This is a genomic window from Pantoea allii, assembly GCF_002307475.1.
Classification (GTDB): Bacteria; Pseudomonadota; Gammaproteobacteria; order Enterobacterales; family Enterobacteriaceae; genus Pantoea; species Pantoea allii.
On sequence record NZ_NTMH01000036.1, the window covers coordinates 1 to 13,773 of the forward strand.

9 protein-coding genes and 7 tRNA genes are annotated in these 13,773 nt (G+C 52.3%); 13 read left to right on the forward strand and 3 right to left on the reverse strand.

Going from position 1 to position 13,773, the window contains the following annotated elements:
* The first annotated feature begins 54 nt into the window (after positions 1 to 54).
* Positions 55 to 1,277, forward strand: a protein-coding gene (locus CMR03_RS14975; RefSeq protein WP_425270632.1) for an IS3 family transposase whose coding sequence is annotated in 2 segments (ribosomal slippage) — positions 55 to 399 and positions 402 to 1,277 — 1,221 coding nt in all. Because the reading frame shifts where the segments join, the coding sequence is not laid out codon by codon here.
* A gap of 62 nt (positions 1,278 to 1,339) precedes the next feature.
* Here CMR03_RS14975 and glnS read toward each other — a convergent pair.
* Both glnS and nagE read right to left on the reverse strand, forming a co-directional pair.
* Positions 1,340 to 3,007 carry a glutamine--tRNA ligase gene (gene glnS / locus CMR03_RS14980; RefSeq protein WP_096011903.1) on the reverse strand — a complete coding sequence of 556 codons (1,668 nt, stop codon included), beginning with the start codon at positions 3,005 to 3,007 and terminating at the stop codon, positions 1,340 to 1,342.
* A gap of 151 nt (positions 3,008 to 3,158) precedes the next feature.
* Positions 3,159 to 5,195 carry an N-acetylglucosamine-specific PTS transporter subunit IIBC gene (gene nagE / locus CMR03_RS14985; RefSeq protein ID WP_096011904.1) on the reverse strand — a complete coding sequence of 679 codons (2,037 nt, stop codon included), beginning with the start codon at positions 5,193 to 5,195 and terminating at the stop codon, positions 3,159 to 3,161.
* 323 nt (positions 5,196 to 5,518) lie between these two features.
* Here nagE and nagB point away from each other — a divergent pair, with 323 nt between their 5' ends.
* The 12 genes from nagB to CMR03_RS15045 all read left to right on the forward strand — a co-directional run bounded on the left by nagB (position 5,519) and on the right by CMR03_RS15045 (position 12,399).
* The gene (nagB, locus tag CMR03_RS14990) at positions 5,519 to 6,319 is read left to right on the forward strand and encodes a glucosamine-6-phosphate deaminase (RefSeq protein ID WP_063878765.1); all 801 of its coding nucleotides are present in this window, start codon (positions 5,519 to 5,521) and stop codon (positions 6,317 to 6,319) included.
* Positions 6,320 to 6,379: 60 nt separating this feature from the next.
* Positions 6,380 to 7,528 carry an N-acetylglucosamine-6-phosphate deacetylase gene (gene nagA / locus CMR03_RS14995; RefSeq protein ID WP_096011905.1) on the forward strand — a complete coding sequence of 383 codons (1,149 nt, stop codon included), beginning with the start codon at positions 6,380 to 6,382 and terminating at the stop codon, positions 7,526 to 7,528.
* A gap of 7 nt (positions 7,529 to 7,535) precedes the next feature.
* Positions 7,536 to 8,756, forward strand: coding sequence for a DNA-binding transcriptional regulator NagC (gene nagC / locus CMR03_RS15000; RefSeq protein ID WP_096011906.1), 1,221 nt, complete (start codon positions 7,536 to 7,538; stop codon positions 8,754 to 8,756).
* Positions 8,757 to 8,796: 40 nt separating this feature from the next.
* Entirely contained in the window at positions 8,797 to 9,549 is a 753-nt protein-coding gene (locus tag CMR03_RS15005; RefSeq protein ID WP_063878762.1) for an HAD-IIA family hydrolase, read from the forward strand.
* Between the two features lie 304 nt (positions 9,550 to 9,853).
* Entirely contained in the window at positions 9,854 to 11,521 is a 1,668-nt protein-coding gene (asnB, locus tag CMR03_RS15010; RefSeq protein WP_096011907.1) for an asparagine synthase B, read from the forward strand.
* Positions 11,522 to 11,738: 217 nt separating this feature from the next.
* Positions 11,739 to 11,815 (forward strand) — tRNA-Met (locus CMR03_RS15015).
* Positions 11,816 to 11,825: 10 nt separating this feature from the next.
* Positions 11,826 to 11,910 (forward strand) — tRNA-Leu (locus tag CMR03_RS15020).
* Between the two features lie 22 nt (positions 11,911 to 11,932).
* A tRNA-Gln gene (locus tag CMR03_RS15025) sits at positions 11,933 to 12,007 on the forward strand.
* Between the two features lie 35 nt (positions 12,008 to 12,042).
* A tRNA-Gln gene (locus CMR03_RS15030) sits at positions 12,043 to 12,117 on the forward strand.
* Positions 12,118 to 12,139: 22 nt separating this feature from the next.
* A tRNA-Met gene (locus tag CMR03_RS15035) sits at positions 12,140 to 12,216 on the forward strand.
* A 6-nt stretch (positions 12,217 to 12,222) separates the two neighbouring features.
* Positions 12,223 to 12,297 (forward strand) — tRNA-Gln (locus CMR03_RS15040).
* 27 nt (positions 12,298 to 12,324) lie between these two features.
* Positions 12,325 to 12,399: transfer RNA gene (locus tag CMR03_RS15045), tRNA-Gln, on the forward strand.
* Between the two features lie 108 nt (positions 12,400 to 12,507).
* Here the strand turns inward: CMR03_RS15045 and ubiF are convergent.
* Complete coding sequence (gene ubiF / locus CMR03_RS15050) at positions 12,508 to 13,680, reverse strand: 3-demethoxyubiquinol 3-hydroxylase (RefSeq protein ID WP_096011908.1); 1,173 nt, start codon at positions 13,678 to 13,680, stop codon at positions 12,508 to 12,510.
* Positions 13,681 to 13,773: the final 93 nt, after the last annotated feature.

Consider the following 13,773-nt stretch of genomic DNA (forward strand, 5'->3'; position numbering starts at 1 on the left):
TGTCCCGTCCTGAATAGCGTTGACACATTTTCCACTGGTTTTGAGGAGAATGTGATGAAACAGTATGTTAAACGCACTCAGCGGGATTACTCTCTGTCTTTTAAGCTGGCAGTCGTGGAGCAGGTTGAAAAAGGCGAGATGACTTACCGCCAGGCTCAGGAACGCTACGGCATCCAGGGATGTTCCACCGTGCTCATGTGGTTACGTAAATACGGTCATCTGGACTGGCAGTCATCCCGGCAGCGCACCACCCGTGGAGGAAACATGACAAAATCTCTCCCCCTCACACCTGAACAGCGAATCAAAGAGCTTGAGCAGCAACTGGCTGAATCCGAAGTTAAAGCGCAGTTTTTTGAAGCTGTCGTGAAGGTGATGAACACCGAATTCGGTGCCACACTCACAAAGAAGCAGTTAGCGTCCTTATCGCGAAAGCACAGACACAATCCCTGAAACTGACTGTCGTCAGGGTCTGCCGGTATTTAAAGATAAGCCGTCAGGCCTGGTATCAGGGATGCCGGCGTGAAATGCGCAGGGCTGAAAAGGCACACCGCATTACTGAAGAAGTCAGACTTATCAGGTTACAGCAGCCCCGCCTGGGTACCCGGAAACTGCAGCATATTCTTAACGAGCGGGAAGATGCCGCATTGCATATCGGGCGGGACAGTCTGTTCGCTGTGCTGCGGGAAGCCCGGTTACTGGTTCATCCGGCAAGGGCTTATCATAAAACAACGAACAGCCGTCATCATTTTTACAGACATCCGAATCTGCTGAAAGCGGGGCCGGAGCAGACGGTAATCTCCGGTCCGGAGCAGGTATGGGTTGCCGACATCACCTGGCTTCCGGTAAGAACAGGTATGGCCTACATCAGTCTGGTAACGGACGCTTTCTCACGAAAAATCGTGGGGTATCATGTTCATGAAAGTCTGCATACGGAACACGTTATTAAGGCGCTGCAAATGGCACTGAGGGAGCGGCAGGGAAAGGGCCGCCTGATCCACCACTCAGATCGCGGACTTCAGTACTGTTCGGCAATGTATCAGTCAGTGCATAAAAAACACGGTCTTGTCTGTTCAATGACGGACGGCTACGACTGCTATCAGAATGCGCTGGCAGAAAGGGTTAACGGCATACTGAAAAATGAATTACTGATTACGCGTCCGGCAGACGTGGTGCAGGCAGGCAGGATGGTCAGTGAGTCAGTCAGGATCTATAACAGCCAGCGTCCTCATCTGTCATTAAAATACAAAACGCCTGATGAGGTACATCAGGCGTTTTAAAAGATAAAAAAAGTGTCAACCTATGCCAGGACTAGTCACCAGTGATGAAAATGACGCGTCGGTTATTCGCCGATTTTCGTCCAGGTATCGCGTAAACCGACGGTACGGTTAAACACTAACTGCGCCGGCGTGGAATACAGGCTGTCGGCACAGAAATAGCCTTCACGCTCGAACTGGTAAGGTGCACTGGCTGCCGCGTCACGCAGGCCGGGCTCAACAAAACCTTGTTTGATTTCCAGCGAATCCGGATTGATTGTGGTCAGAAAATCGTCTGCCGCACCGGGATTGGGCACGCTAAACAGGCGATCGTAGAGACGAAACTCTGCAGGCAGCGCATGTTCAGCAGAAACCCAATGGATAACGCCTTTAACTTTACGGCCGTCAGCCGGATCTTTACTCAGCGTATCCACATCACAGGTGCAATAGATGCAGGTAATATTGCCCTCTTCATCTTTTGCAACGCGCTCAGCACGGATCACGTAGGCATTACGCAGGCGAACCTCTTTACCCAGAACCAGGCGTTTATATTGCTTGTTCGCCTCTTCACGGAAATCGGCCCGATCGATCCAAATCTCACGGCTGAATGGCACTTCACGTGTACCCATTTCAGGTTTGTTCGGATGGTTAGGCATGCTGAGCACTTCGTTATGACCCGCAGGCAGGTTTTCCAGCACCAGCTTCACCGGCTCCAACACCGCCATCGCACGTGGTGCATTTTCGTTGAGATCGTCGCGGATACAGGATTCCAGCGAGGCCATTTCAACAATGTTGTCCTGCTTGGTGATGCCAATACGGCGACAAAATTCACGAATCGAAGCCGCGGTATAACCACGGCGACGCAGGCCGGATACCGTTAACATACGCGGATCGTCCCAGCCTTCCACATGCTTTTCACTGACCAGTTGCGTGAGTTTGCGTTTTGACATCACGGCATATTCCAGATTCAGACGCGAAAATTCGTACTGACGCGGATGAACCGGAATCGTGATGTTATCGAGCACCCAGTCATACAGGCGGCGGTTATCCTGGAATTCCAGCGTACATAGCGAATGCGTAATGCCTTCCAGCGCATCGGAAATACAGTGGGTAAAGTCGTACATCGGGTAGATGCACCACTTGTTGCCGGTTTGATGATGTTCGGCAAACTTAATGCGGTACAGCACCGGATCGCGCATGACGATAAAACTTGAGGCCATGTCGATCTTTGCACGCAGACAGGCTTTGCCTTCTGCAAATTCACCGTTGCGCATCTTTTCAAACAGGGCGAGGTTTTCTTCCACGCTGCGATCGCGGTAAGGGCTGTTTTTGCCCGGTGCGGTTAAGGTGCCACGGTATTCACGGATTTCTTCCGGGGTCAGTTCATCTACGTAGGCCAGGCCTTTGCCAATCAGTTCTACCGCATAGTGGTAAAGCTGATCAAAATAGTCAGATGAATAACGAACGTCGCCGCTCCATGTAAAACCCAACCACTGCACGTCGCGCTTGATGGATTCAACAAATTCCATATCCTCTTTAACCGGATTGGTATCGTCAAAACGCAGATTGCACTCACCTTGATAATCTTGAGCAATTCCAAAATTCAGGCAGATTGATTTAGCATGACCGATGTGCAGATAACCATTTGGCTCTGGCGGGAAACGGGTGTGCACAGTGCTGTGCTTCCCGCTTGCCAGATCCTCGTCAATAATCTGACGAATAAAGTTAGTTGGGCGGGCTTCAGCCTCACTCATCTCAAAATCCTCAACGCGTAGAATGGGTGGTTTATACCACGTAATATCCGGGTATGATCCACAAAGCGTTGCAGAGAAACAACCGTTTGTTGGGCGTTTAAAATAAAAAAGGCAGGAATCGCTTCCTGCCTTTTGTTGTGGATACAGCGAATTAGCCTTTTATTTCATACAGCGGCGTTTCGCCTGCTACGACCTGGCCCTGGGTCAACAGCGTCAAACCCGAGAAGTCTTCGATATTACTGACCACCACCGGACTGATCATCGAGCGGGCATTCGCATTAAGGTAGTCAAGATCCATCTCCAGTACCGGCTGGCCTGCCGTCACCTGAGCGCCCTCTTCCACTAAACGGGTAAAGCCCTGACCGCCGAGCGCAACGGTATCCAGCCCCATGTGCACCACGATTTCTACGCCGTTTTCGCTTTCCAGACAGAAGGCGTGATTGGTGTTGAAGATTTTCACCACCGTGCCCGCAATCGGGGCAACGACGCGCTTATCGCTCGGTTTGATCGCTACACCGTCGCCGACCGCTTTGCTGGCGAAGGCGTCATCCGGTACCGCATCCAACAACACGACTTCACCGCTCACGGGCGCCACTAAAGTCGCGATAACGCGTTTTTCGCTGTTCAGTACGGCCTGCGGTTTCACGTCGCTGGTCGCTGCTGGCGCGCTGGCGCTACTGGCTGCTGCTGCCGCGACCGGACCTTTCACCAGCACTTTTTTCATGGCCATGGCAATGCTTTCCGCCTGCGTACCCACGATAATCTGGACACTCTGCTTGTTCAGGCGGATTACACCTGATGCGCCAAGGCGTTTTGCCACGCCTTCATTGACCTGGCTGGCATCCTTCACATTCAGGCGCAAACGAGTAATACAGGCATCAATAGCGGTTAAGTTTTCTGAACCGCCCACCGCACCGATATAACGACGCGCCAGCGATTCGGTCGCACTTTCGCCATTATCGGTGGTGTCGACATTCACGTCATAACCATCGGTTTCATCCCCGGCAACCGCCAGCTCACGGCCAGGCGTCATCAGATTGAATTTTTTGATGGTGAAACGGAACACAACGTAATAGATGACGAAGAACACCAGACCTTGCGGAATCAGCATGTACCAGTGGGTTGCCAGTGGGTTCCGGGTAGACAGCACCAAATCCACCAGCCCCGCGCTGAAGCCAAAGCCTGCAATCCAGTGCATGCTGGCCGCAATAAACACGGAAATGCCTGTCAGCACGGCATGAATCACATACAGCACGGGTGCAACGAACATAAAGGAGAATTCCAGCGGCTCGGTAATACCGGTAAAGAACGCGGCGAAGGCCGCAGCCAGCATAATACTCCCGACTTTCACCCGATTTTCTGGACGCGCGCAGTGGTAAATCGCCAGCGCGGCACCAGGCAAACCGAACATCATGATTGGGAAGAAACCTGCCTGATAACGACCGGTGATCCCAGGTATTGCCGTACCATTCGCCAGCGACTGAGCGCCGCCGAGGAACTTAGGAATATCGTTAATCCCTGCCACGTCAAACCAGAAAACGGAGTTCAGCGCATGGTGTAAGCCGACCGGAATTAACAGGCGGTTAAAGAAGGCGTAAACCCCCGCGCCCACCGATCCCAGCTTCTGAATGTGCTCACCAAAATTGACCAGACCATTAAAAATTAATGGCCAGATGTACATCAGGATGAACGCCACCAGGATCATCAGGAAAGACACAAGGATGGGCACCAGGCGACGACCACTGAAGAACGAGAACGCTTTCGGCAGTTCAACATGGCTAAAGCGGTTATACACTTCTGCCGACAGTACCCCGACCAGAATACCGACAAACTGGTTACTGATTTTACCGAAGGCAGGCGGTACCTCAGCCACCGGTATTTTCTGGATCATCGCCACAGCAGCAGGTGAACACAGCGTGGTGACCACCAGGAAGCCGACAAAGCCAGTGAGCGCGGCCGCGCCATCTTTGTCTTTTGACATGCCATACGCCACGCCAATCGCGAACAGGACCGACATGTTTTCGATAATCGCACCACCGGACTTGATCAGCAGTGCGGCAAAGGCATTACCCGCCCCCCAACTGTCCGGATCTATCCAGTAGCCGATCCCCATTAATATTGCTGCAGCAGGCAAAGTGGCGACCGGCACCATTAGCGCCCGCCCCACTCGTTGTAAGTAACTTAACATTGACCCATCCCCCTTTAAACTGACTCTATAGCTTTGCTGCCGCTTAATGTTGTTATGTCAGCAGCAAGCCTCTGACGGCATTACACTCAATGCTGTAGAGTGTAATAATAATTTAATTCGCTTCACAAATTAATAGCTACTATCTGTGACAATTATCACCAAAAATCGATTTTTAAGGACGTTCTTACTGGCTTTAAAGACCGACTTATTTTATGATGCGAAATATCAAGACGCGCTGATTCCTCTGCCTTTGAGCCTGCATTTTAGGCTTCACCCACATGTTTACTGCGCGTCAGATCATTAACTCACATTCGAGGTGCAACATGAGACTGATTCCTTTATCCACACCCACGCAGGTCGGCAAATGGGCAGCGCGCCATATTGTGAATCGTATTAATGCGTTTAATCCGAGCGCTGACAAGCCTTTTATCCTGGGATTGCCAACCGGCGGAACCCCACTTGAAGCCTATAAACACCTGATTGACATGCACAAATCGGGCCAGGTTAGCTTTAGACACGTCGTGACCTTCAATATGGATGAGTACGTTGGCTTGCCTAAAGAGCACCCGGAAAGCTACCACAGTTTTATGTACCGTAATTTCTTTGACCACGTTGATATACAACCAGAAAATATCAACCTGCTGAATGGTAATGCGCCAGATATTGACGCAGAATGTCGCCGTTACGAAGATAAAATTCGGACACTGGGTAAAATTCACCTGTTTATGGGTGGCGTTGGCAATGATGGACATATTGCGTTCAATGAACCGGCCTCCTCTCTGTCTTCCCGGACCCGAATCAAAACCCTGACTCACGATACGCGCGTAGCAAATTCGCGCTTTTTCAACGGTGATGTGGATCAGGTGCCAAAGTACGCGCTTACCGTAGGCGTTGGCACGCTGCTGGATGCCGAAGAAGTGATGATCCTGGTCACGGGTCATGTTAAAGCCCAGGCGCTGCAGGCAGCCGTGGAAGGTAATGTCAACCACATGTGGACGATCAGCTGTCTCCAGCTTCATGCTAAATCCGTGGTGGTCTGTGATGAACCCGCCACCATGGAGTTGAAAGTCAAAACGGTGAAATACTTCCGTGAAATGGAAGCGGAAAACATGCAGGGCGTTTAATACAGTCATTACGTCACCTGCGGTTAGACGCATTAACGGCAGGCAAGCCGGGAGAATAAGATGTACGCATTAGTGAACGGCCGTATCTATAGCGGCGATGACATTTTTGATAATCATGCCGTCGTCATCGCTGACGGCAAAATTGAGCGCGTTTGCCCCCTGGCAGCGTTGCCGCCAGGCATTGAACAGCAGGATGTCGGAGGCGCAATTATCGCGCCCGGCTTTATTGATCTGCAGCTCAACGGCTGTGGAGGCGTGCAGTTTAATGACGACATCGATGCCATTAGCGTGGAAACGCTGGAAACTATGCACCGGGCCAACGTAAAGTCCGGCTGCACCAGTTTTCTGCCGACGCTGATTACCAGCAGTGATGAACTGATGGTGCGCGCCGTGGAAACCATGCGCACCTTTTTGCAGAAATATCCCCACCATCTGCTGGGATTACATCTGGAAGGTCCCTGGCTGAATGTGGTCAAAAAGGGAACGCACAATCCTGCGCTCATCCGTAAGCCAGATCCGCGAATGGTGGATTTCCTGTGTGACAATGCTGATGTGATTAGTAAGGTTACGCTGGCACCGGAAGTTGTCGGAAGCGCCGTGATTCGTCAACTCAGCGAAGCCGGCATTGTGGTTTCAGCGGGCCATTCTAATGCTACCTTTGAAGAAGCCAAGGCGGGTTTTGCTGCCGGTATTCGCTTTGCCACGCACCTTTATAATGCTATGCCGACCTTTGCAGGACGTGAACCCGGCCTTATCGGTGCGCTGTTTGATGCGCCTGATGTATACTGCGGCATTATTGCAGACGGTTTACATGTCCATTACGCTAACGTTCGTAATGCCAAGCGCATCAAGGGTGACAAGCTAGTTCTGGTGACCGATGCCACTGCCCCCGCAGGTGCCGCAATCGATAAATTTATTTTTGCTGGTAAAACAATATATTATCGTGATGGATTATGCGTTGATGAGCATGGCACGCTAAGCGGTTCAGCATTGACCATGATCGAAGCCGTGCAAAACAGCGTTGAGCATGCCGGCATTCCACTGGATGAAGCGCTGCGTATGGCCTCACTTTATCCGGCACGGGCAATGGGCGTAGAAAAGCAGTCAGGCTCCCTTCAGGCAGGAAAAATCGCCAACCTGACCGTCTTTACACGCGACTTTAAAATTATAAAGACGTTAGTCAATGGAGATAACGTCCTGAGCGAGTAAGCACTGAATGACCACTGGCGGCCAGACACAAATTGGAAATGTCGATCTTGTCAAGCAACTGAACAGCGCAGCCGTCTATCGGTTAATCGATCAACAGGGACCGATTTCACGCATTCAGATTGCGGATCTCAGCCAACTCGCTCCCGCCAGCGTGACGAAAATCACTCGCCAGCTTATTGAGCGCGGTCTGATCAAAGAGGTGGAGCAACAGGCATCCACCGGCGGTCGCCGCGCCATTTCCATCGTCACTGAAACCCGTCACTTCCATACCATTGGTGTGCGCCTTGGCCGCAACGATGCGACCTTAACGCTGTTCGATCTGAGCGGTAAATCACTGGCTCAGCAGGATTATCCCCTGCCGCAAACCACGCAGGAAACGCTGGAGCTGGCGCTGTTCGAGGCCATCGCGCATTTTATTCAGCAGAGCGAAGCCAAAATTCGTGAGCTGATCGCCATTTCAGTGATCCTGCCAGGCCTGGTCGATCCCCTTAATGGCGTTATTCGCTATATGCCGCACATTAATGTGGATCAGTGGCCCCTGGTGGCAAACCTGAAAAACCGCTTTAACGTTACCAGCTTTGTTGGGCATGATATCCGCAGCCTGGCGTTGGCTGAGCACTATTTTGGGGCAACGCGTGACTGCGCCGACTCGATATTAGTGCGGCTGCATCGGGGAACCGGCGCGGGGATTATTGCCAATGGACAGATTTTTCTGGGCAGTAATGGCAACGTCGGTGAAATCGGTCATATTCAGGTCGATCCGCTGGGCGAGCGCTGTCATTGCGGTAACTTTGGCTGTCTCGAAACCCTCGCGGCTAACGGTGCCATCGAACACCGCGTCAAAGAGTTGCTGAATAAAGGTTATCCCAGCGTACTGACGCAGGACGCCTGCCAGATGCCACAAATCTGTCAGGCGGCTAATCAGGGCGATGCGCTGGCAAGTGAGGTCATTGAGCATGTCGGCCGCTATCTGGGTAAAGCCATTGCCATTGCTATTAACCTGTTTAATCCGCAAAAAATTGTGTTGGCCGGCGAAATCACTGAAGCTGAACGCGTGTTGCTGCCGGCCATTGAAAGTTGCATTAATACGCAGGCGCTGGCAGCCTTTCGTAAAAATCTGCCTGTGGTGCGTTCTCAACTTGATCATCGCTCCGCCATCGGCGCATTTGCCCTGGCAAAACGGGCGATGTTAAACGGCATTCTGCTGCAACATCTTTTGGAAGACTAAGCGCAGCCTGACGCATGGCTGCGCGCATCGGAACCCATTTATGACGATTAAAAATGTAATTTGTGACATTGATGGCGTGCTGATGCACGACAATACGGCGGTACCCGGCGCGCAGGAGTTTTTGCAGCGCATTCTGGCGAAAGATATGCCATTGGTGGTGCTGACTAATTATCCTTCACAGACGGCGCGCGATTTAGCGAACCGGTTTTCCTCGGCAGGCATTGAAATACCGGATTCGGTGTTTTACACCTCCGCTATGGCTACGGCTGACTTTCTGCGTCGGCAGGAAGGCAAAAAAGCCTATGTGATTGGCGAGGGCGCGCTGGTACACGAGCTGTATAAAGCCGGTTTTACCATCACTGATGTCAACCCGGACTTCGTGATTGTCGGTGAAACCCGCTCATTTAACTGGGATATGATGCATAAGGCGGCCTTCTTCGTGGCAAACGGTGCGCGTTTCATCGCAACGAACCCGGATACGCATGCCCGGGGCTTCGTGCCAGCCTGCGGCGCACTCTGTGCCGGTATCGAGAAGATCTCCGGTCGCAGACCGTTTTATGTCGGGAAACCCAGCCCCTATATTATGCGTGCCGCGCTGAACAAGATGCAGGCCCATTCAGAGGAAACGGTCATCGTGGGCGATAATCTTCGCACCGATATCCTGGCCGGTTTTCAGGCCGGTCTGGAAACGATTCTGGTGCTTTCAGGGGTTTCTACCCTTACCGATATCGATGCCATGCCTTTCCGCCCTGACTGGATCTTCCCGTCTGTCGCGGATATCGACCTGTTTTAATGCCTTTCTCTTATGACGCACTGGCAAAACAGGCGGTGCGTCTCCCCTTTCTGGCCCGTTAAAGCCATTATCAGCGTTCAAAAAGCGTGCTGAAATTCCATTTCGTTGCCGATCCAGCAATAAAAACCTTATTTCATTAGATGAAATTCAATATTAGCCGCTCGCCACCAACATTTTCATCAGCAAAAGACGATTCCTCTTGCATTAAGGGTGGGAAATAACGCATTTTCTTATACATCACGCAGCGACAGGCTGCCGGACAAACGTAAAATTACATCGCCGCAGGTGAGTTCAGGAGTCAGATATGTGTTCTATTTTTGGTGTGCTGGATCTGAAAAGCGATCCCGTTGAGTTACGCAAAAAAGCATTGGAAAGCTCACGTTTGATGCGTCACCGTGGGCCGGACTGGTCAGGCGTTTACGCTGACGATCATGCCATTCTTGCTCATGAGCGCCTCTCAATTGTTGACGTGAACAACGGTGCACAGCCGCTGTATAACGCTGACCACACCCACGTACTGGCAGTGAATGGCGAGATCTATAACCATCAGGCTCTGCGCGCAAAATTAAGCGATCGTTATGCTTTTCAGACCGGTTCAGACTGTGAAGTGATTCTGGCGCTGTATCAGGAGAAAGGCGTCGATTTCCTTGACGAGCTGGAAGGCATGTTTGCCTTTATCCTGTATGACAGCGTAAAACGCACCTATCTGATTGGCCGTGACCATATCGGCATCATCCCGCTTTATATGGGCAACGATGAGCACGGTAACCTGTTTGTCGCCTCTGAAATGAAAGCGCTGGTGCCGGTGTGTCGTTCAATCAAAGAATTCCCGCCAGGAAGCTACCTTTCCAGCACCGATGGTGAAATCCGTCGTTACTGGCAGCGTGACTGGATGGAATACCAGAACATTGAAAACAACGTGACTGATGCAGCCGAGCTGAAACATGCGCTGGAAGAATCCGTAAAAAGCCACCTGATGTCAGATGTGCCTTATGGTGTTCTGCTGTCAGGCGGTCTGGACTCCTCCATCATTTCAGCGGTGACCAAGCGTTTTGCCGCTAAGCGAGTGGAAGATCAGGATAAGAGCGATGCCTGGTGGCCGCAGCTGCACTCCTTTGCCGTCGGCCTGGAAGGCTCACCGGATCTGAAAGCTGCAAAGCTGGTGGCCGAGCATTTAGGTACGGTTCACCATGAAATTCATTTCACGGTGCAGGAAGGCCTTGATGCCATTCGTGACGTGATTTACCACATCGAAACCTATGATGTGACGACGATTCGCGCCTCTACGCCGATGTACCTGATGTCGCGTAAAATCAAAGCGATGGGCATCAAAATGGTGCTGTCAGGCGAAGGTGCTGACGAAGTCTTTGGCGGTTATCTGTACTTCCATAAGGCACCGAACGCAAAAGAGTTCCACGAGGAAAACGTTCGCAAACTGCTGGCCCTGCACATGTTTGACTGCGCACGCGCCAACAAAGCCATGTCTGCCTGGGGCGTTGAAGCCCGCGTGCCCTTCCTGGATAAGAAATTCCTTGATGTGGCTATGCGCATCAACCCACAGGACAAGATGTGCGGCAGTAACGGTAAGATGGAAAAACACATTTTGCGTGAATGCTTCTCGTCCTACCTGCCAGAAAGTGTGGCATGGCGCCAGAAAGAGCAGTTCTCCGACGGCGTTGGCTACAGCTGGATCGACACGCTGAAAGAAGTGGCGGCGAAACAGGTCAGCGATCAGCAGTTGTCGACGGCGCACTTCCGTTTCCCACACAACACGCCGGGCTCAAAAGAAGCCTACCTTTATCGCGAAATCTTTGAAGAACTGTTCCCGTTGCCGAGCGCGGCTGAATGCGTCCCGGGCGGCCCGTCTGTTGCCTGTTCATCGGCGAAAGCCATTGAGTGGGATGAGGCATTCAAAAACATGGATGACCCGTCAGGACGCGCCGTAGGCGTGCACCAGTCCGCTTATAAATAAGTGCTATACTGAGTGCGTAATGGGCCGAATACGGCCCATTTTTTTTGTTATTGGCGTTGTATTCACTGAAAAATTGCCGAATAAAGCATCAGCCTGGTTATAAGCCAGACAAACAGGCGTTTGAAGGCAAAAAACGGCAAAAAACTTGTTGACGCTGTGTAGTCAACTCCGCATAATGCGCCCCGCAACGCCGATGAAGGTTGCGCGAAAAAAAGATGGCTACGTAGCTCAGCTGGTTAGAGCACAGCACTCATAATGCTGGGGTCACAGGTTCGATTCCCGTCGTAGCCACCATCTTTTTTCTGCGGGAGTGGCGAAATTGGTAGACGCACCAGATTTAGGTTCTGGCGCCGCAAGGTGTGCGAGTTCAAGTCTCGCCTCCCGCACCATTTCATGATTCGGCAGCATGGATGGGGTATCGCCAAGCGGTAAGGCACCGGTTTTTGATACCGGCATTCCCTGGTTCGAATCCAGGTACCCCAGCCAATTTCGATGAATCTCGTGGCTGCGAGTGGGACGAATGGGATATCGCCAAGCGGTAAGGCACCGGTTTTTGATACCGGCATTCCCTGGTTCGAATCCAGGTATCCCAGCCATCATCGAAAGGCAGTACAATTTGGCTACGTAGCTCAGCTGGTTAGAGCACAGCACTCATAATGCTGGGGTCACAGGTTCGATTCCCGTCGTAGCCACCATTTTTTTGGGGTGTCGCCAAGCGGTAAGGCACTGGTTTCTGATACCAGCATTCCGGGGTTCGAATCCCTGCACCCCAGCCATTTTAAGACAATTTGATTTGACACCATTGGGGTGTCGCCAAGCGGTAAGGCACTGGTTTCTGATACCAGCATTCCGGGGTTCGAATCCCTGCACCCCAGCCAAATTAAGCAACAAAGCCCGCTTTTGCGGGCTTTGTTGTTTTTGGCATCTGGCATCTGGCATTTGCTGATACAGCCACGCATCACGTCAGTGCAACGCGTGGCGAGCGCTTACAATCCTAACGCGTATCGTAATACCTGGCGCTTCAGCACGCCCGAATGTTCAGCGGCAATCAATCCCAGATTACGTACCAGCTTTAACGGCCCAATGCGGTTACTGAAGGTAAAATAGAACAGGTCCATCCCGCTCTGCATCAGCAGGTTATCGTTGCGACGCTGGCGCTGATAACGCAGCAGCACCCGTTCCGATGACCAGGCTTCTGCTTTACCACGCGCGTCAATCAGCACATCCATCAGTGCGTCGATATCCCGATAACCCAGGTTCACGCCCTGCCCTGCTAACGGATTAATGGTGTGCGCGGCATCGCCCACTAAAGCCAGCCCTGGCAAGACATAGCGTAAGGCGTGACGACGGACCAGTGGAAAGCCGCCTGCTGCGTGTGCCTGAAAACGCCCCAGCCGTGCCGGGAAGTGGCTGGCGATCTCTTTTTCTAACTGCGGCATCGGCATGGCCTGCAACTGACGAATGCGTGCAGCAGAGTCATACCACACCAGAGAAGCATGATGACCAAACAGCGGCAGAAAAGCGCGAGGGCCCTGAGGGGTAAAGTGCTGCCAGGTGGCGTCACCCGCAGGATGTTCACAGGTCACACTGATCAGTAAACAGGACTGCGCATAGCGCCAGCCATGAATACCGATGCCGGCCATCTGTCGCACCTGCGAGTTAGCGCCGTCTGCGCCCACCACCAACGCGGCCGTCACCGCGTTCCCATCGCTTAAAGACAACGTCCAGCCGCCATTGCAGGGCTGGAGATCGTCCATGGTCGCCGGACAGAGTAACGTAATCCCGCGCTGCTCCATTTCTTCCCACAGGGCGCGTTGCAACACGTTATTTTCAACCATATAGCCGAGTTCAGGCAGCCCCAGCGACTCGGCGTCAAAGTTCACCTGCGCCGTTTGCCACTCCCAGGTTTCAAGTTTGCGATAAGGCGCACAGCGCATCGCTTCAACACGTTGCCAGACATTCAGTTGCTTCAGGAGTGCCACAGAAGAGGAACCGACAGCGGAGATACGCACATCGGGCAGGCTGTGTGGATCAAAAGGCGGCGGCGTTGCCCGCTCCACGACCGCCACACGGAACTTGTGCTGCATCAGCCCACATGCCAGCGCGGCACCGACCATGCCACCGCCCACAATCACCACATCAAACTGGTTATCCTGCATAACTTGTATCCCTCTCATATGCCGTCACTTTTCAGCGCGGTTGTCTTACTGCAAAGTGTACCGGAAAAATCAGGCACGATCAGAAAAGCCCTC